Genomic DNA, 22606 nt, shown 5'->3' on the forward strand with positions numbered 1-22606 from the left:
CCAGCTTCCGCCAGGGGCATCTTTGAGTCCACATGGCCCTCGCGTCACCCCTGCCGGCCCCGACCATGCCGGCCCGGAAGGGCGGCAGCGAGGCGGCAATCGGGCCGGACCGTCGTCTGTTGGAGGCTTGCTTGCGCTGTTCTGGTCGGCGCCCGCGTCCTCCGCAGGCACCCGGGCTCTCGCCCGGCTTCGCCTGCCTTAGGCCGTCGCTTTACGGACGGCTCGCGTACGGATGGCTTTGGCAGTTTTAGCCGTGCCCCACGTCATCGATCCGCTCCGTTGCAATGGCGCGACCTGGACCCGGAGGTTGCGGTCAACGCGGCGAAAAATGGGACAGCATTGCTGTCCTATTGAGTGAATTTGCCAGAATTCTAATCTCGACACAAGAGCCGATTTTGCATCGCGACGACATTTTATTGCCATATCGCGGAGTCGATCGACATATACAGCATGAAAGCCCGACTCTGCCCGCATTGTTCTTGTTCTGCCCACGCCCCGGCGGCATGCCGCACTTGACCGGCATAGCACGCAGACCGCCCCCGCCCGCATGGCCTTGGCAGGCTGGCGCCTCGCCAGTATCGCTGCGGCATGAACTTCATCAGCGACAACACCGCCGGCGCCAGTCCCAAGGTCATGGCCGCCATCGCCGCCGCCAATGACGGGACCTCCTCCGCATACGGAACAGATCTCTGGACGCAAGGCGTCGAGCGGCGCTTCGCCGAGATCTTCGAGCACGAGGTCGCCGTCTTCCTTGTCACCAGCGGGACGGCGGCGAACGCGCTCGCACTCGCCAGCATCACCCGGCCCTGGGGGGCGGTGGTGACACATGAAGAAAGCCATGTCGCCGACGACGAATGCGGCGCGCCAGAGTTCTTCAGCGACGGCGCCAAGTTGATCGGCCTGCCCGGCGCAGGCAACAAGCTCTCGCCCGAATGCGTCACGCAGACCCTCGCGCGATTCCGCGAAGGCGCGCTGCATCAGGTCCAGCCGCAGGTGCTCGCCATCACCCAGGCGACGGAGTGCGGCACCATCTACAGCGTTGACGAGATCCGCGCGCTGAAGGAGGCCGCGGCGCCGCGCCGCCTCAAGCTGCATATGGACGGAGCCCGCTTCGCCAATGCGCTGGTGACGCTGGGCTGCAGCCCGGCCGAGATGACCTGGAAGGCGGGCATCGACGTGCTCTCCTTCGGCGGCACCAAGAACGGCGCCTGGGCGGCCGAGGCCGTGATCTTCTTCGACCCCGCCATGGCGGACGAGATGAAATGGCGCCGCAAGCGCGCCGGCCAGACCCTGTCGAAGGGCCGTCTCATCGGCGCGCAGTTCGAGGGGCTGCTGGCCGATGGCCACTGGCTCGACCTCGCGCGCCGGGCCAACGGCCTCGCGACCCGCCTCGCCGCGGCGATCGAGAAGAGCGGCGAGGCCCGCCTCGCCTGGCCCTGCCAGGCCAATACCGTGTTCCCGATCTTGTCGGCTGCGCTGCACGCGCGGCTGAAGGCGGCGGGCGTCTCCTATCATGCCTGGTCCGACCGCGCCCTGCCGCCCGGCGAAGCGCTGGCGGAAGGCGAGATCGTCGGCCGTTTCGTGATGTCCTTCGCGACGCCCGAGGTGGAAGTCGACCGGCTGATCGCCTTGATCGAAGCCGGAGAACGCTGAATTCCCTCCCGATTCCAGCCCCATGCATGCCGCATTCCCTAAAGAAGACTGAAACCGGATTTCAGTCCTTCTGGAAGGGATCAGCCTATGGCATTCCGCTCGCCTGCGCCGAAACGCTGCCTGATGATGGGCCTGGCCGTCGCCAGCGCCCTTGCGGGCACGGTCGGCGGCGCATCGGCACAATACTACCTCTACGAGGATGCCCCGCGCTATCTCGAGCCGCGCTATGGCTACGGCTATCGTGACCGCTATCTCGAGCCGCGCCCGCCCGCGCTGCAGCCCCGCTCGATCAGCCGCATCGCCGCGCGCGAATACGGCCTCGCCAGCATCGAGCGCGTGCTGCGCACCGGCGCGAGCTATGTCGTCGACGGCAGGACGCAGGACGGAGCGCGCCTGCGCCTGATTCTCGACCCGTTCAGCGGCGCGCTGCTGGACGAGATCGTACTGCAGGGGCCGGCCCGCAATGCGCCGCGCGTGGCCCGAATCGACCCGCAGGACAATCTGCGCCCCTCGCAGCCCCGCATCCTGCCCCTCCCGCCCGAGCGCCCGCCCGCACTGAGGCCGCCTGGACAGGCCAACGCACCGGCGACCGCCGTTCCGCCCTCGCCTGCCGCACCGCCGCACCCCGAACCCGCCCCGGTCGAGAAGCCGCCTGCCGCGGCAACGGCACCCGCAACCGAGATCCCGTCCTCGCCCGCCGCACCGCCGCGTCCCGAACCGGTGCCCCCGACCGAGAAACCGCCCGCCGCGGCGACGGCGCCCGCAACGGAGATGCCGCCCTCGCCGGCAGCGCCGGCGCCGGGCTCCTCCGACCGCGACAAGCCCCGTGTCATCAACCCGGAGGATGTCCGCAACATCGATCCGGCCGACCCGCAGCCGCCGCTGGCGCGCGGCGCCGCCGGCCCTGCCAAGGACGAGGCCGCGAAGCCCGCCCCGACGACGGAAGGGCCCGCCAAGGAGCCGACGGCCGAGGACAGGAACGGCAACGACGTCCGCGTCATCCCAATCCCCAAGCCGGAATAAGACGCAAGCGCCTTGCGATGCGCGCATGAAAAAGGGCGCTTCCGGTCTCCCGGAAGCGCCCTCTCTGTTGGGACTAAGCCCGCTCGCGATTACGCGGCCTTGGCCTCCAGCACCTTGGCCTTGGCGCCGCCGATCGCGATCTGGCGCGGCTTCTTGGCCTCGGGGATCTCGCGGACGAGATCGATGTGGAGCAGCCCGTTCTCGAGGCTCGCGCCGGTCACCTGGACATAGTCGGCGAGCTGGAAGCGGCGCTCGAAGGCGCGCGCGGCGATGCCCTGATGCAGGACCTCGCGTTTCTCGGCGTGGTCGCCAACCTGCTTGTCGCCGCGAACAGTGAGCGCGTTCTCCTTGCTCTCGATGGCAAGGTCAGCCTCGCCGAAGCCTGCGACCGCGATGGTGATGCGGTAGGCGTTCTCGGCGGTGCGCTCGATGTTATAGGGCGGATAGGTCGGGGCGGCATCGGCGCTGCCGGCCTGGTCGAGCAGCGAGAACAGGCGATCGAAGCCGACGGTCGAGCGATAGAGCGGTGAAAGATCGAAATGACGCATGATGTCCTCCAAAGAAGCGACGTTCAGTCAGCCCGCCTCGCCATGAGCACGGGCCCGGTTCAGTTCCGCGCAGCCGGTTCCGGCCTGCGCCGCACTGATCTGGGAAGGTGATTTCGGCTTTTCAAGAGGCCGATGCGACGGGCATAACAAGGTCCAGGCGACCGGCCGGCAGCCCCTCGATTCGCAAGGGCGGCTAGCAGCGGGCCCGCCCCCCAACGAAAGCCGAGGAATGGCGGACGCCGAACTCTTCGCCCATCCCGACTACCCGCTTCCGGGCCACGCCAGGGTCTGGTTCGCGTCGACGCGCGACGAAGCGCAGCTTCGCTTCGCCAGTTGGCGCCCGACGGTGCGGACGGTGCGTGGCACGGTCGTCGTGATGCAGGGGCGCGCCGAATTCATCGAGCGTTACAGCGAAACCATCGCCGAACTACGTCGCCGCGGCTTCCATGTGCTGGCCTTCGACTGGCGCGGCCAGGGCGGCTCGCAGCGCTTCCTGCAGCGCCCGCGCAAGGGCCATGTCGGCTGGCTGCGACATTACGAGAACGACCTTGCCCTCGCCATGGCGCAGATGCGCGAGAAGCTCCCCGGTCCCTATTTCGTCCTCGCACATTCGATGGGCGCGGCGCTCTGCCTCGATGCGGCGCGCCACGACCTGCTGCCGGTCTCGCGGCTGGTGGCGATCGCGCCGATGCTGGAGTTGACCATCATCGAGAATCCGCGGCGCGCGAGCCGGCTGGCCAGCCTGCTGTTCTGGCTCGGCCTCGGCAGCGGCTTCGTCCCCGGCGGCGGCGAGACCGCGATCGCGACCAAGCCCTTCGAGGGCAACCGGCTGACCGGCGATCCGCGCCGTTATGCCCGCAACGGCGCGCTCTCCGCCGCCGCCCGCCATCTCAGCATCGGCGACCCGACCATCGCCTGGGTCCGCAACGCCTTCGCCCTGATGGCGCGGCTCGGCGCGCCGCAGGCGGCGCGCGAGGTCCGTGTGCCCACCCTGGTCATCGCCGCCGGCAGCGACCCGGTGGTGTCCACCCCGGCGATCGAACGCTTCGCCGCCCGGCTCAAGACCGGCCAGGCGCTGGTGCTGCCGCGCGCGCGGCACGAGATCCTGATGGAGACCGACGAGATCAGGGCCCAGTTCTGGGCGGCCTTCGACGCCTTCATTCCGGGAGAGGCGGCAGAGCCGGAAGCCTCCGGCGCCTCAGCCGGCGAGGAGGGCGAGAGCGGCCTCGTGCAGTTCCCGATTGGCGGCGGCGACGATACGACCGCCCGCGGCGGCGCTGCCGCCGTCCCATGAGGTGACGATGCCGCCGGCGCCCTCGACGATCGGGATCAGCGCCACGATGTCGTAGGGCTTGAGGCCGCTCTCGACGACGAGATCGACATGGCCCGAGGCCAGCATGCAATAGGCGTAGCAATCGCAGCCATAACGGGCGAGCCGGACCTGGCTCTCGACGCGGGTATAGGCCTGCGCCTCCTCACCCTTGAACAGCGCCGGGCTCGTGGTCATCAGCGTCGAGGCCGCCAGGTCCGAGACGTTGCGCGTGCGCAGCTTGCGCGGGCCGCCCGGCCCCTCATAGCGCGCCTCGCGGCCGTCGCCGGAAAAACGCTCCCCGGTGAAGGGCTGGTGCATCATGCCGTAGACCGGCGTGCCGTTACGCGTCAGCCCGATCAGCGTGCCCCAGACCGGAATGCCGGAGATGAAGGCGCGGGTGCCGTCGATCGGATCGAGCACCCAGACATATTCGGCGTCGATGTTCTCGTTGCCGAACTCCTCGCCCAGCACGCCATGGGCCGGAAAGCTGCGCTTGATCAGATGGCGCATCACGCTCTCACCGGCCCGGTCGCCCTCGGTCACCGGATCGAACACGCCGCCGGCCGACTTGTCCTCCAGCGCGTGATGCGCGCGGAAGAACGGCAGGATCGCCTGACCAGACTGCGTCGCGAGATGCGCAACGAAGGCACCGAAATCGACCGCGCTCATCAAATCCTCGTTTCCTGTTGCGTGGCGCTCCCGCCAGCCGCGCTCATGCCCGCTGCTTCATGCTGGGATGCCGCCCGCAAGACAAGGCGAACATCGCTTTCATGTTTTGTTATGCACTCAACGCATGCCCTATGCGACGCAGACTCGTTCAAAATTCTGGTCAGGCCACTTGCTTTTTTGCAGCGCACAGGCTTATTGTGCACTTGCGAAGGGGCGATCACCTCAAGCCTTCGTTGCCCTCCTTGGGCGTTTCCTCCCTAGACTTGGCCGCCACGAAAGTGTGCGGCCTTTTTTTTGGCCAGACCCGTTCGGGGCAGGCGCCGCCGGCTATTCTGCCGCCTGCCGGAATTCGTCGAGCCAGCCGCTCCAGCGTGCGAAGCAATCCGCCATGGCCGATACGATGGCCTGCTCCAGCGCCGCGAAACCGGCATGCGGCATCAGCGTCGTCTCATCCATGTAGAGCCCGCGATTGATCTCGATTTGCAGCGTGTGGACGCCGGCGCTCGGCGCGCCGTAATGCTCGGTGATGAAGCCGCCGGCATAGGGGCGGTTACGAGTCACGCTGAGGCCCAGCCGGGCGAAGGCGGCCTCGGCGATGTCGGTGATGTAGGCGGCGGCGCTGGTGCCGAAGCGGTCGCCCAGGATGATGTCGGGCTTCGGCGGCCCGTCACGGTCGACCCCGCTCGACGGCATCGAATGGGCATCGACCAGGATGCAGGTGCCGAAGCTGCGCTGCGTGCGCTGCACGAGATCGCGGAGCGCGGCGTGATAGGGCCGGTACAGCGAATCGATTCGCGCCAGCCCCTCCTCCACCGGAATCCGCCCGAAATAGATCTCATGCGCGTCGCCGACGATGCGCGGGATCGTGCCGAGCCCGCCCGCGACCCGCATCGAGCGGGTATTCGCGAAAGGCGGCAGACGGCCCTCGAACATGCGCGGGTCGAGCTCATAGGGCTCGCGGTTGACGTCGAGATAGGCGCGCGGGAACTCCGCTGCGAAGAGCGGCGCGCCGAGCGCTATGCAGCGCGCGAAGAGGCGGTCGACATAGGCGTCCTCGGAGCGGCGCAGCGAGCGCAGGGGCAGCCTGGAGCGCCCGACGAAGGCGGCGGGATAGCGCCGCCCGGCATGGGGCACATCGACCACCACCGGCACGAGCTGGAGCGCCGGCTGGTACAGCGAGAAGGGCCGCTCGATCTCGGCGACGACATCGTCGGCACCAGGCGGAAAGGGGGCGGAAAGTGCGCTCATGCGCCTGAACAGAAGCACACAAAGCAGCGGGGTTGAAGCGCTGCCGGCGCACGGCGGCCCTCGGCCACGGATTCACGCATTATTTACCATAGTTGCGCCTTATGGAGCCGTAGGGTTCCGCGCACGGGGATGGGCCGATAACCCTGCCGGCGCCGGCCCCTTGAGTCGGCGGGGAGCGCCGGATCAAGAACGGGAAGAGGTCGCCCGGCCGGCAATCTCGAACCATCAAGACAGGCCCTACGGGACGGACACATCAGGCCCATGACCAAGATACTGCTCGCGGAAGACGACAACGACATGCGCCGCTTCCTGGTGAAGGCGCTGCAGAACGCCGGCTATGACGTGGCCTCCTTCGACAACGGCCTTTCGGCCTATAACCGCCTGCGCGAAGAGCCCTTCGAGCTGCTGCTGACGGACATCGTCATGCCGGAGATGGACGGAATTGAGCTGGCCCGCCGCGCGACCGAGCTCGACCCGGACATCAAGGTGATGTTCATCACCGGCTTCGCGGCCGTGGCGCTCAACCCCGATTCGCAGACGCCCAAGGATGCCAAGGTGCTGTCCAAGCCCTTCCATCTGCGCGAACTCGTGAACGAGGTCGAAAAACTGCTCGCGGCTTGAGACGTTCGGACGGCTTCGAGCCTCCTGTGCGCTTTCTCCACAAAGCGCCTTGCAAGGTTTGAGGCGAGCGGCTATAGCCGCGCTCACCGCAGCATGGTCAGCCCGAAACGGCGCCGCCATGCTCCGCCAGCCGCGATATTCCAACGCGGCGGACGGGCGCGTAGCTCAGCGGGAGAGCACTACGTTGACATCGTAGGGGTCACAGGTTCGATCCCTGTCGCGCCCACCATTTTCTTCCTTGCCCCGCAAGGACTTACGGCCACCCTCCAGGGTGGCCGTTTTGCTTTGGGGCCACGGCAAGCGATACCGGCTGGCTGCGCAAGCACTGGCATTTCACCAGCTATCGCACACAGCAGGCCCCGACATCCGGCGCCACGGGCTATGGTGCGCCCGCCGCGATCGCCGCCAAACTCGCCTTCCCCGAACGGGAGGCGGTCTCGGTCGCGGGCGATGGCTGCTTCATGATAAATGGGCAGGAACTGGCGACGGCCACGCAGTGCGGCCTGAAGATCCTGTTCATCGTCGTCGATGACGGGATGTACAGCATCATCCGGACGCAAGCCGGGCCGCGGCAAACTCCCCGGCGCTGTCGCAGGTTCCCCACCTTGCCGATCAGGCCTATGGCGATCATCGGCTGCGCGAGGCTGAAACCTACCCCGTGCAGCAGCGTGGGCAGAAAATTCAGCCGTTCTGCCGTTCGCCTTGTAGTAGCCTCTCGACGCTGGAGCTGCCGACATCAGGCAATTGGCGGCGACGGCGGCCGTCAGCAGCATCCAAGGGCGCGAACGCCATTTCGGGAGAAGATTGTGCAGAATACCGATAAGATTTGGACGATCGTCGATTCAAAGCAGGCGGACTACATTGAGCTGAGCGACCGCGTATTTGAAATGCCCGAGCTCAACTACAGGGAGGTCAAGTCGGCCGCGGCCCATGCCGAGCAGCTTCAGCGGGAGGGTTTTCGCGTCGAAACGGGTATCGCCGGATTGCCGACCGCCGTCATGGGCGAAGCGGGAGAAGGCGGCCCGGTGATCGCAATCCTCGGCGAGTACGACGCGCTGCCGGAGCTCTCGCAGGCTCCCGGCGTGTCGGAGCACCAGCCGCTTCCGAACCAGCCGGCCGGCCATGGCTGCGGCCATAACCTGCTCGGTGCCGGCGCCATGCTCGCAGCCGCGGCGGTCAAGGATTTCCTCGCGGAGCGTGGGCTCAAGGGGCGCGTTCGATACTATGGCTGCCCGGCAGAAGAAGGCGGGGCGGGCAAGGCGTTCATGGTCAAGGAGGGCGCCTTCAAGGACGTCGACATCGCCATTTCGTGGCATCCGGCGGATTTCGCGGCGGTTACGGCGCCCACATCCCTTGCCAACACGACGATCGACTTCGAGTTCACCGGGCGCGCCTCGCATGCCGCCGCCGCACCGCATCTCGGCCGGTCGGCGCTCGACGCCGCCGAGTTGATGAATATCGGCGTCAATTACATGCGCGAGCACATGCCAAGCGATGCCCGCATTCACTACGCCTATCTGGACGCAGGCGGCATCGCGCCGAACGTCGTGCAGGCCAATGCCAGGCTCCGATATGTCGTCCGTGCGACGATGGTCTCCCAGGTCCATGAACTCCTCGCCCGTGTCCGGAAAATCGCCGAAGGCGCGGCGCTGATGACGGAAACCACCGTGACCAGCGAAGTCGTCAGCGCGATGAGCAGCTTGCTGGCGAACTCGCCCCTGGAAGACGCCATGCAGAGCAACTTCGATCGGCTTGGCCCGCCGCCTTTCGATGCAGACGACGTCGCTTTTGCCACGCGCATGCAGAAGACCGTGACAGCGGCGCATATCGAAAGCGCATTTCGCCGCTCGGGGTTGCCGGTGACGGACTTCCCCTTGTGCAATGCGATCGCACCGAAGGAGGTGCCGGGCCCGCGGATGATGGGCTCGACCGATGTCGGCGATGTCTCCTGGGTCGTGCCGACGGTGCAGGCGCGCGGCGCGACCTATACCATCGGCACACCGGGGCATTCCTGGCAGTTGACGGCTCATGGGCAGTCGCCGCTGGCCCACAAGGGTATGGTCCACGTCGCGAAGGTCATGGCTGGCGTGGCCGCGGACGTGCTCGTCGAACCGGGGCTACTGGAAAGGGCGAAGGCCGATTTCGAAGAGCGTCTTGTCCGGACGCCCTATAAGGCGCTCCTGCCGGCCGACGCCAAGCCGCCTTTCCACATGTTCTGAGGGAGGGGGATCGCAGCCCGATCGATCGATTGGTCGGGCCAAGCCCAAGTGCTTGCGCGAACTCGCCAATTGCCGAATTTCCTCAAGCCGCACGTTCGACAGCGCCGGAGCGGCGCTCTGGAGGTCCGCTCTCGAGCGGACAATTAGAAGCCGCTCCTGGCGCGCAGTCTCGGATGCCGGATTGCCCGGCATGATCTGCTGGCGTCGGGATCTGACCTCAAATCCTCCGCTCTGAAAGCAGGGCACGGACCCAGGAGTTGAGATCGGTTCTCAATCTGAAAGCTGCGTCAATCCGCGATTGCATCGCCAACGCCGTGCCAGATTTGATCCTTCAACATTATAAACTGAGGCGCGGGAATAATCACAGGCGGCTCGACCCGCCTGACACCATCGATCACCAACGTGGCGATATAGATCTCCCCATCGGTATAATAGGGATCGCCTTCGCCATTCCGGCCGAACAAGGTCGGGCCCACGCCGGAAATCTGGAAGATGTTCTGGACCATGCCGGCATTGCTGAGGTCACGCATCAGCATGCCACGTTCGGCGTCGATGTCGGGTGCAATGTGATGCGTCACCTGACCGGTGTCACGGCTGAAGCCGACGCCCCGGTCAAAGGTAACCGAGCCGAGCCAGACCGGCCGCGCACTCTTCCCCTTCTCGAGAACCATCCAGAATCGCACGTGGTGTCGGCGTTCCGCGCTGGTGCCTTCAGGCTTTTCGAACGCGAACTGTTCTTTTCTGCCCTCATAGTACAGCGGACTGACGGGTGCCTGACGATAGGGCCTGTCGAGCACCACGCTGCCGATGATCTCGATGCTCGTCCGCAATGTGATCGGGTCGGCTGGATACCAGCCTGCTGCATGCATGGCGCGGAAGGCATCATCCCTGCTGCCGACGAACCCAACATTCAGCGCGTCGCCCGGGATACCGCTTGAGGTGCGTGTCACCATGGGCAGCGAAGCAAGCCCGGGCTCGTGCTCATGGTGACGCCACAGGACAGGCAGTATCACATAGGCAAGCAGCAGGTAGCCGACGAGCGCACCTGCCAGAACGATCCACCAGCGTCGCCTGCTCGCGATCTGCCCCATCTCAGACATCGACCCGATTGCAGTCACGGCATTCTGCAAGGTGCCCCATGGGGAAACTCGCCGCCCGCAAGGCTAGTCCCTTGCAAAGCACGCCGTCTATTGGCCCTTGGTGTTCATCCCTTCGCCTTCAGCATGGCGCGCGATCTCCGCGCGGGGCGCGACGGAGCAGGCCATGGCGACGCTCGCTGTCGCGAGGGCTCACTCATCACGCGGCCCCCGTTCCCGACACGCGGCATGCCATATCGCGTGTCGAGGCGCGCTTCGCATTGCCCGTCAACCGGGCTGGCCGACGGGTGGGCCCGGAGCGTGGTCGTCCCGTTGATCGGGCGCTTGCTCCGTCACCGTCACGCCTTCATCGGCAGCGGCCTTTGCGTCATGGTCCTCCGGCCTCTTCGTCCTGAGGACCTTGAGCACGAACACGAAGAACACCGGCACGAAGAAGATCGCGAGGATGGTCGCCGAGATCATGCCGCCGAGGACGCCGGTGCCGAGCGCATTCTGGCTCGCGGCGCTCGGCCCGGTCGCGATCGCCAGCGGTACGACGCCGAGCGCGAAAGCGAGCGACGTCATGATGATTGGCCGGAAGCGGACCTTGGCGGCGTCCACCGCCGAGTCCAGCAGCGAACGGCCCTCGGCGTAGTAGTCCTTGGCGAACTCGACGATCAGGATCGCGTTCTTGGCCGACAGGCCGATGATCGCGATGAGGCCGACCTTAAAGTAGATGTCGTTGGGCATGCCCCGGAGCATGACGGCGAGCACGCAACCGATGATCCCCAGCGGCACGACGAGCATCACCGAGAGCGGGATCGACCAGCTTTCGTAAAGGCCGGCGAGCAGCAGGAACACGAACAGGATGCTGAGCGCGAACAGCATGGGTGCCTGCGAGCCGGACTTGATCTCCTCCAGCGATTGCCCGGTCCATTCGAACCCGAACCCGCCCGGCAGTTCGGCGGCTAGCCGTTCCATTTCCGCGATGGCCGCGCCCGAGGATTGCCCGGGTGCCGGCTCGCCGGTGATGCGGACAGTCGGGTAGCCATTGAAGCCCACGATCTGCGGGGCGCCCTTCTGCCACTGTGCGATGGCGAAGGCGGAGAGGGGGACCATCCCGCCTTGCGCGTTGCGCACGTTGAGCTTGAGCAGGTCCTCGGCCTGGAGGCGATCACGATCCCTTCCCTGCACGATCACGCGCTGCATGCGGCCGGCGTTGGGATGGTCGTTGACGTAGGACGAGCCGAGATTGGCCGTGATCGTGTTGTTGATGTCGGTGAAGGTGACGCCGAAGGTGTTGGCCTTCTCACGATCGATCACGAGCAGAAGCTGCGCGGCATCGGGCATGCCTTCGATGCGCAGGCCCGTGACCACGTCGCTCTGGCCCGCCTTGGCGAGCAGGTCGGCGGCAGCCGCCGCCAAGGCACGCTGGCCCGCGCCGGCGCGGTCCTGCAGGCGGAAGGCAAAGCCGTTCGTCGTGCCGAAGCCTTCGATCGGCGGCGGCGACAAAGCGAAGCTCGTCGCATCCTTCAGCCCGAACAGTTGGGCGTTGGCACGATCCGCCACGGCTTGCGCCGAGTTGTCGGCGCCACGCTCGCTCCAGTCCTTCAACGTCACGAAGGCGAGCGCGGCATTGGCGCCGTTGCCGGAGAAGCTGAAGCCCTGGATCGCGACGACATTGGCGACGGCGGGATCGGCCTGGAAGATGTCCTCGATCTGCCTGATCGATGCGAGCGTGCGGTTGGCGCTCGCTTCCGGCGGCCCCTGGATGTCGACGATGACGTAGCCCTGGTCCTCGTTGGGAACGAAGGCGCTCGGCAGCTTGACGAACAGGTAGCCGAGCCCGACGACCAGCGCGAGGTAGACCACCATGAAGCGGCCCGCCCGCTTCGACATGCTCACGACGCTGCGGGAATAGCCCGTGGTGAGGCGGTCGAAGTTGCGATTGAACCAGCCACCGAGCCCCTTCTTCTCGTGGTGTCCCTTGGGGATCGGCTTCAAGAACGTCGCGCACAGCGCCGGCGTCAACGACAGCGCCAGGAAGGCCGAGAACAGGATCGAGACGACCATCGTCAGGCTGAACTGCCGATAGATGATGCCGGTCGAGCCCGGGAAGAAGGCCATCGGCACGAAGACGCTGGTCAGCACAAGCGTGATGCCCAGGATCGCGCCGGTGATCTGGCTCATCGCCTTTTTCGTCGCCGCGCGCGGTGGCAGGCCTTCCTCGGCCATGATGCGCTCGACGTTCTCGACCACGACGATGGCGTCGTCGACAAGGATGCCGATCGCCAGCACCATCGCGAACATCGTCAGCACGTTGATCGAGAACCCGGTCGCAAACATCACCGCGCAGGTCCCCAGCAGCGCGACCGGCACGACCAGCGTGGGGATGACGGTGTAGCGGATGTTCTGGAGGAAGATCAGCATCACGAGGAAGACGAGGCCGACGGCCTCCAGCAGCGTTATCAGCACCTTCTTGATCGAGGCCGAGACGAACGGGCTGGTGTCATAGGGAATCGACTGCTCGACGCCACTCGGGAAGAACTTCGACAGCTCCGCGAGCTTGTCCCGGATCGCCTGCGAGGTCGCGACCGCGTTGCCGGTCGACGAAAGCTGGATGCCCACCGCCGCGCTCGGCTTGCCGTTGAGGCGGCTGCTGAAATTGTAGTTTTCGGCGCCGAGCTCGATGCGCGCGACATCGCGCAGCCGGACGGTGCTGCCGTCGGCGTTCGCGCGCAGGACGATTTCGCCGAACTCGGCCGTGTTCGCGAGCTGGCCCTTGACGAGCACCGTCGCGGTCAGGTCCTGGCTGACCGGATTTGGCGCCGCGCCGATCTGACCGGCCGCCACCTGGGCGTTCTGCGCGGTGATCGCTGCCGTGATGTCGTCGGCGGTCAGCTTCAGGCCGACCATCTTCACCGGATCTATCCAGACGCGCATCGCGCGCTGGGCGGCGAAGAGCTGCGCCCGGCCGACGCCCTCGATGCGCCGAAGCTCCCCGAGCACGTTGCGGTTGAGGTAGTCGCCCAGGGCGACCTCGTCCATCTGGCCGTCAGAGGAGGTCAGCGAGACGATCATGAGAAACCCCGACGCCGCCTCCTCGACGGAGACGCCCTGCGTCGTGACCGCGCGCGGAAGACGGGATTCGACCCGCTTGATCGCGTTCTGGACCTTGACCGAGGCCTGGTCGATATCCGTACCCGGCTGGAAGGTAGCGTTGATCGAGACCGAACCCGAGGTGTCGGAGGTCGACTCGAAATAGATCAGCCCGGCGACGCCGTTCAGCTCTTCCTCGATCAGGCGGGTCACGCCCTGGTAGATTTCCTGAGGCGAGGCGCCGGGATAGGCGGTCGAGATCGTGAGCTGCGGCGGCGCGACCTTGGGATACTGCGCGATTGGCAGGAAGGGCAGCGCCAGCGCGCCGGCGATGCAAATGAACAGCGCGAAGACCCAGGCGAGGATCGGCCGCCGAATGAAAAACTGTGCCATTTGATGCCTATTGGCTCTTCGAGCCGTTCGCTTCGATCGCCGGAGACCACGGCTCCGGGGCGACCTTCGCGCCGGGCTGGAGTTTCTGGACGCCGTCGACCGCGATCTTCTCACCGGCCTTGAGGCCGGACAGGACGAGCCAATCGGAGCCAATAGCCTCCCCGAGTTCGATGTCGCGCGGCTCGGCCGTATCCTCGGCGGCAATCACATAGACCTGCGCCCGCCCCTCCTGCGTCCGAACGATGGCGCGCTGCGGCACAACGATCGCGCCCTCACGCACGGCCTGCTCGAGACGAACCCGGACATACATGCCCGGAAGAAGGTCGCCCTTCGCGTTCGGGAACTCCGCACGCAGCGTGACCTGCCCCGTCGTTGCATCGACGCTGGCGCTGGCGAACAGCAGGGATCCGGCCTGCGCATAGGTCGCTCCGTCGTCGAATACGAGCTCGACGCGGGCTTGCCCCGGCTCCGGGCTGGCGAGCGTGCCCGCATCGACCGAACGCTTCAGCGCCAGGAGTTCCTGTGCCGACTGGGTGAAGTCCGCATAGACCGGATCGATCTGCTGGATCAGCGCCAGGTTCTGGGCGGCGTCGGCGGTGACCAGCGCGCCCTCGGTGACCAGGGCGGCCCCGATGATGCCGGTGATCGGCGCACGCACCTGCGTATAGTCCAGATTGATCCTGGCCTCGGCAAGCGCCGCCTCCGCGAGACCGACATCCGCATCGGCTTGGGCAACCGCCAACTCCGCGTTCTCGAAGTTGATGCCGCTTGCGACTTCCCGGTCGCGCAGCGTCTTCTGACGGGCCAGGTGCTGCTCCGAGTTGATCTTGAGGGCCTTGGCCTTTTGAAGCGCGGCCTGGGCGCTCGCGACCCTGACCTCGAACAGCTTCGGGTCGATGCGGTAGAGCACGTCGCCCTGCTTCACGAGCGTGCCTTGCTGGAAGACGCGCTCCTGCAGAATGCCCGAAACCCGGGCGCGGACCTCGGCTACGCGCGTCGCGGCGATGCGACCCGGCAGGTCGCGAATGACCGGAACGGTGCGCGGCTCGACCTGAAGCACGGCGATAGCCGGCGGCGGCATTTCTGACGCACCCTGGGCGCCCGCAGGCATCGCCATCGAGAAGATGACCGCGATGGCGCCGAGACGCCGCATGAAGGTTCGCTTCCCGAACCTCGGAGGGTGGGAAGGGATACGAATGGATGCGGAGTTCATGACGAAACCGGCTTCTCGGAAATGAGTTCGAAGATGTTCTTGATGCCATCCAGGATGGCGGCGCGTTCGGATGGCTCGAACTCGCGAAACCCCTGGTACTCGATGGTCGCGAGGCCATAGAGCGCGAGATACGCCATCAGGGCGGCGAAGGGCTTCTCGCCCCCGGAGTGGATCGCCTCGAGGTCGCGCGCCAGCCATTCGCGCATGCTGCGCTGGAAGGCGTCCTCGGCGGAGGCTGCCGCACTGACCGCCATCACGACGGCCCGCTCGTCGGCGGAAGGCTGCCCCGCGGCGACTGCCTCGATCCTGCCGAACAGCTCGGGATTCGCGGTGGCCTCGGCGGCCGCCACCGCGATCGCCACCTTCCGGTCTTCAGCCGCAATAATCCGACCGACCAAAGCCTCCAGCACCGCGCTCTTCGACTTGTAGTCGTAAAGCACGCTGGACTTGGCGATGCCGGCTTCCTTCGCGACGGCGTCGATCGAGAGGCCCGCCGCGCCGCGCCGGAGCACGACCCGCTCCGCGGCGTTCAGGACCTCTTCCGGGTCGTGCTTTCGATGCCTGCCCATTCCAGCCTCGTTGCGCCATCGAGAAATCGACTTGCGACGCTCCAGCAATTTATATACGAACGTTCGTACGGAAATCAAGCCGACCATTCGGACGCCAGTTCCGGCGATCGGCCCCGGGTTAGCGAGCATCCTCGCCGCCCTTCCACCGAGATCGCATGGCCGTCGGCCGTGTGCGGACGGACCGGCCCGCCCATCGCCCCTCGTGGCGGGCGGGTCCCGACCAATTCGCCGCTGGTGCCGGGAGTCGAGATGAGCGCGAACCTGATTGGAAAGTCATCACCGGCAGAAGTCTCCGGCGAGGTCCTGGGGCGTGCGGATCTGACCCGTATTGCTGCCGGGACGCCTTCAGCGAGCCTTCTGGAGTGCGACCTCGGCCAGGCCGACTTGTCCGGCCTCGACCTTTCGCTCTGGACCTTCCACCGTTGCAACCTGGCGAAAGTCCAGTTGAACGGAGCGACGCTAGAGGAAACGCGATGGACGTCTTGCTCGGCTCCCGGCGCCGATTTCCGTGGTGCCGATTTGCGCGAGGCCGCATTCTCGGCTTGCGACCTCAACAACGCCAATCTGTCTGGTGCGAGACTGGGCTCGGCGTCCTTCTCCGATTGCAGGATGACGGGCGCCGACCTGTGCCAGGCACAGGTGCTGGACGCATCGTTCAAGGATAGTCTCCTGGTCTGCGCCAAGCTCGCCGGGCTATCGTTCCGGGACATGCGCATGGAGGGCCTCGACCTTTCCGAGGCCGATCTGACGGGATGCGACTTCCGTAATGCGGTCATGGACCGCGTAAGGTTGCGAGACGCGATCCTCAAGGATGCCCGCTTCAAGGGGGCCGACCTGCGCGGCGCCGAGTTGGGCGGCATCGGGCTCGCTCATGCTGAGGTGCTGAAGGGAGCGACGATCTCCCACGAGCAGGCCAGTCAGATCCTCAGACAATTTGGGCTCTGCGTGCGTTAGCAACGCGCATGGCGGGCTCAGGAATCGTTCTCACGACCGGAAGATGACGCCTGCGGCAATGCAGATGGCCTGGTTGCCCGCTCTCAAAGCAGGCTCGATGCAGCGGACATGCAGAACCACGTGGAGGTCCAGGCGACCCGATTTGACAGCACTGCATAGGCTGCTAATCAGGCCCGCGAGGTAACGTCCTCGATCCCATCACGGGATTTGAAATGTCCGGGAACGGCCCGGCCCTTTTTCCAGGGGCCGGAGCATGACGACTTCAACGACGAGGACAGCAAGCGCAGCCCCGCTGGTTCGCTGGTTCATCTCGTCAGCAACGCTCAACGTCCCCCAGGCGGCAGGGCCGGTCGCCTTTGCGCTGGTTGCCCTGGCGCTCACTGGCGACACCAGCGGCGGCGCGGCGATGATCCTGGCGATGACGCTCGCCCAGGTGATCGGCGCCATCCCGATCGTGCGGGCAGGCAGACGTCTTCCGCCGACGACCTTCCTGCGGCTGCTGGTGATCTTCCGGACGATCGCTCTCGGGTCCATTGCCCTCTTCGCCTACTACGAGGCGTCCTTCATCTGGCTGGTCGCATTCTCGGCGCTGGCAGGGGCGGTGAACGGGGCGGCGTTCGGCAATCTCCGGGCCGTGCTCAATGAGCTCGCACCGGCGGCGAAGTTGCCGAGAGCCCTCGGCATCGCGGCCACGCTCAACGAGGTGACCTTCGTCCTGGCTCCGGTGGCGGCGTCCGGGCTTGGCACCGTATCGCCCGTCTTCGCCATTCTCGCCATCGCGGCCCTCGGCGTGATCCCCGCCCTGCTCGTTCCGACCGTCACGGCGACCCCGACGGACGATGTGCATCAGCCCGATGCTTCCGTCATCAGCCCGGCGATACTGCTCTGGCTGACCTGCGCCGCCGCAGGCGGGGCGACGGTCGCGGCCCTCGAAATCGGCGCCGTCGCCCTCGCCCTGCATTTCGGCTACGCACCGGCCCTGGCGATCCTGTTCACGGTTCCCCTGTGCCTCGCTTCTGTGGCGGGCGGCATCTGGGTCAGCGTCCGCAACCGCATGGCGAGCCGGCGCGCCGTCCTCGTGCTGCTGACGATCATGGCTTGCGGGGCCATCCTCGCCGCTCTCCAGCTATCGATGGGCGTGACTGTGCTGGGCGCTGTCCTGATCGGGGCGGTCCTCGCGCCCTTGGGCACCTATTATTCGCTCGTCCTCGATTCCCTCGCGCCTCCAAGGAAGCGGCCCGAGGTCTTTGCGCTGCTTCGCACCGCGAACGCGACGGGCGTCATCATCGCAAGCGCGGTGATGACCGCAGTGTCCCTTTCCACCGCGCTGGTCGTGGTCAGCTGTCTGATGGTCACGGTCGTTGTCATAGTCGGCATCTCTTCACGCACTGCGGGAGCCTGACTGGCCAAGGAGCCGCCATGTCATTTTACGGTGCTGAGCCGCGCGCGAAACCCGCAGGTGCATCGACCGCTCACTCCCAGCTCAGCGCGCCGCCGTTCTGATACTCGATCACGCGCGTCTCGAAGAAGTTCTTCTCCTTCTTCAGATCCATCGCCTCGCTCATCCAGGGGAACGGGTTCTCGGTCTCCGCGAAGACCGGCGCCAGCCCGAGCTGGGCGCAGCGGCGGTTGGCGATGAAGTGCATGTACTGCTCGCACAGCGCCGCATTCAGCCCGAGCAAGCCCCTCGGCATCGTATCGTGGCCATAGGCTGCCTCGAGCTCGGCAGCGTCCTTCAGCATGCCGCGCACCTCGTCCTGGAACGTCTTGGTCCAGAGATGCGGGTTCTCGATCTTGATCTGGTTGATGACGTCGATGCCGAAGTTCAGATGGATCGACTCGTCGCGCAGGATGTACTGGTACTGCTCAGCGATGCCGACCATCTTGTTGCGCCGGCCGAGCGAGAGGATCTGCGCGAAGCCGGTGTAGAACCACATCCCCTCGAAGATGACGTAGAAGGTGATCAGGTCGCGCAGCAGGGCCTGGTCGTTCTCGGGCGTCCCCGTGCGGAAGTCTGGATCCTCGATGTTCTGAGTATGCTTCAGCGCCCAGGCCGCCTTGTCGGTGATCGAGGGCACCTCGCGATACATGTTGAAGAGCTCGCCCTCGTCGAGGCCGAGGCTCTCGACGATGTACTGGAAGGTGTGGGTGTGCACCGCCTCCTCGAAGGCCTGGCGCAGCAGGTACTGCCGGCATTCCGGGTTGGTGAGGTGGCGGTAGATCGCCAGCACGATGTTGTTGGCGACGAGGCTCTCGGAGGCCGCGAAGAAGCCGAGATTGCGCTTGAGCATGCGCCGCTCGTCCTCGGTCAGCCCGCCCTTCGACTTCCACAGCGCGATGTCGGCCTGCATCGAGACCTCGGTCGGCATCCAGTGGTTGTTGCAGCCGGCGAGGTACTTCTCCCAGGCCCATTTGTATTTGAGCGGCAGGAGCTGGTTCACGTCGGCGCGGCAGTTGATCATCCGCTTCTCGTCGACCGAGACGCGCCCGCCGGAGCGGTCGATCTCGCCAAGGCCTGTGGCGTCGGCGGCGCGAGAATTGTTGAGGACGGCGGGATTGGAAGCGGGCGCCGGCTTGGTGTCGGACCAGTCGAGCATGGGGAAGGGTTCCGTTCTGAAATTGAAGGGCGTCATGCTCGGGCCTGCCCCGAGCATCTCATGCCGAAGAAGGCTCTGGCGCCTCGTCTTGCCGGAGATTCTCGGGTCTGCGCTGCGCTTCGCCCGAGAATGACGCGGGAGGCGATGGCGGCAGCAGCTACTGACACGCCTCGCAGGTCGGATCGTCAATCGAGCAAGCGTTGGGCACCGCCATGCCGTTCTCCAGCGGGATGTCGACGAGGATCGGCGCAGCGACCTTGGCCGCCACCGGAACGCCAGCCGAGACCGCGTTGAGCTTGCCGTCCGTGCCCTTCAGCGTCGATTTCTCGACATGGGTCGCAGACAGCGCCCGCAGGTAATAGGTCGTCTTCAGCCCGAGTCGCCACGCCAGCCGATACGCCTCGTCGAGTTTCCGGCCCGAGGGCTGCGCCATGTAGAGGTTCAGCGACTGGCCCTGGTCGATCCATTTCTGGCGACGCGCCGCGGCCCTGATCAGCCACTCCGTCGGGATCTCGAAGGAGGTCGCGTAGAGCGCCTTGAGATCGGCCGGGACGCGGTCGATCTGGCTGACCTTGCCGTCATAGTATTTCAGGTCCGAAACCATCACCTCGTCCCAGAGCCCTCTCGCCTTGAGGTCATGGACGAGCCCGGCATTCACTACGGTGAAATCGCCCGACATGTTCGCCTTGACGTAGAGCTGGCTGTAGGACGGCTCGATCGACTGCGAGACGCCGACGATGTTGGAGATCGTCGCCGTCGGCGCGATCGCCATCGTGTTCGAGTTGCGCATGCCGGTGGTCTTCACCCGTTCGCGCAAGCCATCCCAGTCCAGCGTGAACGAGCGATCCAGATCGACATCCCCGTCGCGGGCCTCCGACAGGATCTCGAGCGAGTCGATCGGCAGGATGCCCTTCGACCAGAGCGAGCCATCGAAGCTCGGATAGCGCCCGCGCTCGGCAGCGAGGTCGACCGAGGCCTGGATCGCATGAAAGCTGATCGCCTCCATCGAGGCATCGGCAAAGGCGACCGCCTCCTTCGACGCCGTCGGGAGGCGCTGCGTCTGCAGCGCATCCTGGAAACCCATCAGGCCGAGGCCGACCGGGCGATGGCGCAGGTTCGAGCGGCGCGCCTCGGGGATCGTGTAGAAATTGATGTCGACGACATTGTCGAGCATCCGCATCGCGGTCTTCACTGTGCGCGCAAGCCGGGCGTGGTCGAGCCCCTCGGCCGTGACATGGGCGGCGAGGTTGACGGAACCGAGATTGCAGACCGCAACCTCGTCGGCCGAAGTATTGAGCGTGATTTCGGTGCAGAGGTTCGAGGAATGCACCACCCCGGCATGCTGCTGCGGCGAGCGCAGGTTGCAGGCATCCTTGAAAGTGATCCAGGGATGGCCGGTCTCGAACAGCATGGTCAGCATCTTGCGCCAGAGATCGAGCGCCGCCACCCGCTTGAACACCTTGATCTCGCCGCGCTCGGCCCTGGCCTCATAGGCCTCGTAGGCCGCCTTGAACGGCTTGCCGTAGAGGTCGTGCAGGTCGGGAACCTCATCGGGTGAGAACAGGGTCCAGTGACCGCCGGCCTCGACCCGGCTCATGAACAGGTCCGGAATCCAGTTCGCCGTGTTCATGTCATGGGTGCGGCGGCGCTCGTCGCCGGTGTTCTTGCGCAGGTCGAGGAACTCCTCGATGTCTACATGCCAGGTTTCAAGATAGGCGCAGACCGCGCCCTTGCGCTTGCCGCCCTGGTTGACCGCGATGGCGGTGTCGTTGGCAACCTTGAGGAACGGCACGATGCCCTGGCTCTCGCCATTGGTGCCCTTGATATGAGCGCCCAGGCCACGCACCGGCGTCCAGTCGTTGCCGAGGCCGCCGGAATATTTGGCGAGCAGGGCATTGTCCTTAACCGCCTTAAAGATGCCGTCGAGATCGTCGGCAACCGTGGTCAGGAAGCAGGACGAGAGCTGCGGCCGAAGCGTGCCCGAATTGAACAGGGTCGGCGTCGAGGCCATGAAGTCGAAGGACGACAGCAGGTCGTAGAACTCGATCGCACGCGCCTCGCGGTCGATCTCGCGGATGGCGAGCCCCATCGCGACGCGCATGAAGAAGGCCTGCGGCAGCTCGAAGCGATTGCCACGCACATGCAGGAAATAGCGGTCGTAGAGCGTCTGGAAGCCGAGATAGTCGAACTGGAGATCGCGTTCCGGCCTCAGCGCTGCGGCCATGCGGCCGAGGTCGAAGCGGCCGAGTTCGGGGTCGAGCAACTCGTTGGCGATGCCGGTCTTCACATAGGCGTGCAGGTATTCGCCGTAGCGCGTCGCCATCTCGGCCTGCGTCGCCTGCTCGGAGCGGCCGGAAACGAAGCTCAGGGCCTCCCGGCGCAGCTTGTCGAGCAGCAGCCGGGCGGAAACCTTGGAATAGTTCGGCTCGGTCTCGACCAGCGTGCGGGCCGCCAGGATCGGCGCCTGCGCCAGCTCGTCTTGGCTGATGCCGTCATAGAGATTGCGCTGCGCCTCGGTCAGGACGGCCTCGGCCGAAACGCCGTCGAGGCCGACACAGGCTTCGCGGATGACCGTGGCCAGACGGACGAGGTCGAGCGGCGCGAGCGCGCCATCGGCAAGCTTCATCCGCAGGCTGGGGGCGGTGACGGCGTTCGGCCCGGCCTCCGCCTTGGCGCGCGCCCGCTCCTGCGCGCGTTCCTCGCGATAGAGCACATAGGCCCGCGCGACCTTGTGATGCTCCGAGCGCATCAGCGCGAGCTCGACCTGGTCCTGCACATCCTCGATATGGAAGGTGCGGCCGTCGCCCGCGCGACGGGTCAGGCCGGCGACGATCTGCTGGGTAAGCCCCGCGACGATGTCATGGATGCGGCGCGAAGCGGCAGCGCTCGAACCCTCGACCGCCAGGAACGCCTTGGTTAGCGCCACCGCGATCTTCGATGGGTCGAACGGCGTCACGGCGCCGTTGCGGCGGATGAGCTGGTATCCGGGCTCGGTCCTGGCTGGCTTTGCCGCCGCGGGATCGACGGCCGAAGGAACCGCGACAGGCCGGTCGGCTTCGAGAGACGAAGACGCTTCCAGAGACGAAGACATGGCATCAACCCCAAGATGTTGGGGGCAAAGGCCAAAGCGGACGCTTGGAGAAGGTGCGCGACGACGATCCGCCGCGACCTGCCAGCGCACCACCGGGACACCCCGCCCGTGGACGTTCAACGCGGTCGCGGCAGGTCTCCTGGCTCGCGGGTCATCGCTCTTGTCCCGTCTTCCCAAAGCCTCCCGGCTTCAGTGACTCGAATGGGACCAGAACTCGCCGCTTACAGTTGCGGGGGCAGCGCCGGTGTCGCACCGGCTTCCCTCTTAGCTCTCGAACCGGTGATTCGAGAGACCGTGACCACCACATCTAGTGGTCCACGG

Annotated in this window: 16 protein-coding genes, 1 tRNA gene and 1 riboswitch; of the genes, 8 read left to right on the forward strand and 9 right to left on the reverse strand. The window is 66.1% G+C overall.

Features of this window, described 5'->3' with window-relative positions:
• Window positions 1-588: 588 nt before the first annotated feature.
• Together ASE63_RS23630 and ASE63_RS23635 are read left to right on the forward strand one after the other, a co-directional pair.
• Entirely contained in the window at window positions 589-1653 is a 1065-nt protein-coding gene (locus ASE63_RS23630) for a low specificity L-threonine aldolase (RefSeq protein ID WP_056807621.1), read from the forward strand.
• 87 nt (window positions 1654-1740) lie between these two features.
• Window positions 1741-2676: a hypothetical protein gene (locus tag ASE63_RS23635; RefSeq protein WP_056807623.1), complete on the forward strand. Its 936-nt coding sequence runs from the start codon at window positions 1741-1743 to the stop codon at window positions 2674-2676.
• A gap of 89 nt (window positions 2677-2765) precedes the next feature.
• Here the strand turns inward: ASE63_RS23635 and ASE63_RS23640 are convergent, their stop codons facing one another.
• The gene (locus tag ASE63_RS23640; protein ID WP_056807829.1) at window positions 2766-3224 is read right to left on the reverse strand and encodes an Hsp20 family protein; all 459 of its coding nucleotides are present in this window, start codon (window positions 3222-3224) and stop codon (window positions 2766-2768) included.
• A 229-nt stretch (window positions 3225-3453) separates the two neighbouring features.
• Between ASE63_RS23640 and ASE63_RS23645 the strand changes: the two genes are divergently transcribed.
• Window positions 3454-4518, forward strand: a complete 1065-nt coding sequence (locus ASE63_RS23645; RefSeq protein WP_082610233.1) for an alpha/beta hydrolase — start codon at window positions 3454-3456, stop codon at window positions 4516-4518.
• Here ASE63_RS23645 and hisN read toward each other — a convergent pair.
• Window positions 4423-5205 carry a histidinol-phosphatase gene (gene hisN / locus ASE63_RS23650; protein ID WP_056807625.1) on the reverse strand — a complete coding sequence of 261 codons (783 nt, stop codon included), beginning with the start codon at window positions 5203-5205 and terminating at the stop codon, window positions 4423-4425. The two genes, ASE63_RS23645 and hisN, sit on opposite strands and share 96 nt — an antisense overlap.
• Before the next feature lie 327 nt (window positions 5206-5532).
• Window positions 5533-6453 (reverse strand): N-formylglutamate amidohydrolase, encoded by a 921-nt coding sequence (locus ASE63_RS23655; RefSeq protein ID WP_082610234.1) that lies wholly within the window; start codon window positions 6451-6453, stop codon window positions 5533-5535.
• 261 nt (window positions 6454-6714) lie between these two features.
• On the opposite strand from ASE63_RS23655, the gene ASE63_RS23660 reads away from it, so the two are divergent.
• The 3 genes from ASE63_RS23660 to ASE63_RS23675 all read left to right on the forward strand — a co-directional run bounded on the left by ASE63_RS23660 (window position 6715) and on the right by ASE63_RS23675 (window position 9293).
• On the forward strand, window positions 6715-7074 hold the full coding sequence (locus ASE63_RS23660; protein WP_038363805.1) for a response regulator: 360 nt from the start codon (window positions 6715-6717) through the stop codon (window positions 7072-7074).
• 154 nt (window positions 7075-7228) lie between these two features.
• Window positions 7229-7303 (forward strand) — tRNA-Val (locus ASE63_RS23665).
• A 577-nt stretch (window positions 7304-7880) separates the two neighbouring features.
• On the forward strand, window positions 7881-9293 hold the full coding sequence (locus ASE63_RS23675; protein ID WP_056807629.1) for a M20 family metallopeptidase: 1413 nt from the start codon (window positions 7881-7883) through the stop codon (window positions 9291-9293).
• 287 nt (window positions 9294-9580) lie between these two features.
• On the opposite strand, the gene ASE63_RS23680 is transcribed toward ASE63_RS23675, so the two are convergent.
• The 4 genes from ASE63_RS23680 to ASE63_RS23695 all read right to left on the reverse strand — a co-directional run bounded on the left by ASE63_RS23680 (window position 9581) and on the right by ASE63_RS23695 (window position 15643).
• Window positions 9581-10384 (reverse strand): LssY C-terminal domain-containing protein, encoded by an 804-nt coding sequence (locus ASE63_RS23680; RefSeq protein WP_348271374.1) that lies wholly within the window; start codon window positions 10382-10384, stop codon window positions 9581-9583.
• Between the two features lie 273 nt (window positions 10385-10657).
• On the reverse strand, window positions 10658-13861 hold the full coding sequence (locus ASE63_RS23685) for an efflux RND transporter permease subunit (protein WP_056807633.1): 3204 nt from the start codon (window positions 13859-13861) through the stop codon (window positions 10658-10660).
• A 7-nt stretch (window positions 13862-13868) separates the two neighbouring features.
• Window positions 13869-15014: an efflux RND transporter periplasmic adaptor subunit gene (locus ASE63_RS23690; RefSeq protein ID WP_056807635.1), complete on the reverse strand. Its 1146-nt coding sequence runs from the start codon at window positions 15012-15014 to the stop codon at window positions 13869-13871.
• 56 nt (window positions 15015-15070) lie between these two features.
• Window positions 15071-15643 (reverse strand): TetR/AcrR family transcriptional regulator, encoded by a 573-nt coding sequence (locus ASE63_RS23695; RefSeq protein ID WP_056807637.1) that lies wholly within the window; start codon window positions 15641-15643, stop codon window positions 15071-15073.
• Between the two features lie 249 nt (window positions 15644-15892).
• Between ASE63_RS23695 and ASE63_RS23700 the strand changes: the two genes are divergently transcribed.
• Both ASE63_RS23700 and ASE63_RS23705 read left to right on the forward strand, forming a co-directional pair.
• Window positions 15893-16597: a pentapeptide repeat-containing protein gene (locus ASE63_RS23700; protein ID WP_056807639.1), complete on the forward strand. Its 705-nt coding sequence runs from the start codon at window positions 15893-15895 to the stop codon at window positions 16595-16597.
• A gap of 253 nt (window positions 16598-16850) precedes the next feature.
• Window positions 16851-17999, forward strand: coding sequence for an MFS transporter (locus ASE63_RS23705; RefSeq protein WP_056807641.1), 1149 nt, complete (start codon window positions 16851-16853; stop codon window positions 17997-17999).
• 70 nt (window positions 18000-18069) lie between these two features.
• Here the strand turns inward: ASE63_RS23705 and ASE63_RS23710 are convergent, their stop codons facing one another.
• A complete protein-coding gene (locus ASE63_RS23710; RefSeq protein WP_082610254.1) occupies window positions 18070-19194 on the reverse strand; it encodes a ribonucleotide-diphosphate reductase subunit beta in 1125 nt (374 codons plus the stop codon).
• 157 nt (window positions 19195-19351) lie between these two features.
• The gene (locus ASE63_RS23715; protein WP_056807643.1) at window positions 19352-22285 is read right to left on the reverse strand and encodes a ribonucleoside-diphosphate reductase subunit alpha; all 2934 of its coding nucleotides are present in this window, start codon (window positions 22283-22285) and stop codon (window positions 19352-19354) included.
• Between the two features lie 111 nt (window positions 22286-22396).
• Window positions 22397-22597, reverse strand: a riboswitch (cobalamin riboswitch).
• Between the last annotated feature and the right edge of the window lie 9 nt (window positions 22598-22606).

Origin of the sequence: Allobosea sp. Root381 (genome assembly GCF_001429395.1) — a bacterium.
Classification (GTDB): domain Bacteria; phylum Pseudomonadota; class Alphaproteobacteria; order Rhizobiales; family Beijerinckiaceae; genus Allobosea.

Excerpts from the sequence above, each read along its gene's own strand:
- ASE63_RS23630 (WP_056807621.1), top strand. The coding sequence starts at position 589 with ATGAACTTCATCAGCGACAACACCGCCGGCGCCAGTCCCAAGGTCATG.
- ASE63_RS23715 (WP_056807643.1), bottom strand. The coding sequence starts at position 22,285 with ATGTCTTCGTCTCTGGAAGCGTCTTCGTCTCTCGAAGCCGACCGGCCT.
- ASE63_RS23705 (WP_056807641.1), top strand. The coding sequence starts at position 16,851 with ATGACGACTTCAACGACGAGGACAGCAAGCGCAGCCCCGCTGGTTCGC.
- ASE63_RS23635 (WP_056807623.1), top strand. The coding sequence starts at position 1,741 with ATGGCATTCCGCTCGCCTGCGCCGAAACGCTGCCTGATGATGGGCCTG.
- ASE63_RS23645 (WP_082610233.1), top strand. The coding sequence starts at position 3,454 with ATGGCGGACGCCGAACTCTTCGCCCATCCCGACTACCCGCTTCCGGGC.
- hisN (WP_056807625.1), bottom strand. The coding sequence starts at position 5,205 with ATGAGCGCGGTCGATTTCGGTGCCTTCGTTGCGCATCTCGCGACGCAG.
- ASE63_RS23710 (WP_082610254.1), bottom strand. The coding sequence starts at position 19,194 with ATGCTCGACTGGTCCGACACCAAGCCGGCGCCCGCTTCCAATCCCGCC.
- ASE63_RS23655 (WP_082610234.1), bottom strand. The coding sequence starts at position 6,453 with ATGAGCGCACTTTCCGCCCCCTTTCCGCCTGGTGCCGACGATGTCGTC.
- ASE63_RS23695 (WP_056807637.1), bottom strand. The coding sequence starts at position 15,643 with ATGGGCAGGCATCGAAAGCACGACCCGGAAGAGGTCCTGAACGCCGCG.
- ASE63_RS23690 (WP_056807635.1), bottom strand. The coding sequence starts at position 15,014 with ATGCGGCGTCTCGGCGCCATCGCGGTCATCTTCTCGATGGCGATGCCT.
- ASE63_RS23685 (WP_056807633.1), bottom strand. The coding sequence starts at position 13,861 with ATGGCACAGTTTTTCATTCGGCGGCCGATCCTCGCCTGGGTCTTCGCG.
- ASE63_RS23660 (WP_038363805.1), top strand. The coding sequence starts at position 6,715 with ATGACCAAGATACTGCTCGCGGAAGACGACAACGACATGCGCCGCTTC.
- ASE63_RS23680 (WP_348271374.1), bottom strand. The coding sequence starts at position 10,384 with ATGGGGCAGATCGCGAGCAGGCGACGCTGGTGGATCGTTCTGGCAGGT.
- ASE63_RS23700 (WP_056807639.1), top strand. The coding sequence starts at position 15,893 with ATGAGCGCGAACCTGATTGGAAAGTCATCACCGGCAGAAGTCTCCGGC.
- ASE63_RS23640 (WP_056807829.1), bottom strand. The coding sequence starts at position 3,224 with ATGCGTCATTTCGATCTTTCACCGCTCTATCGCTCGACCGTCGGCTTC.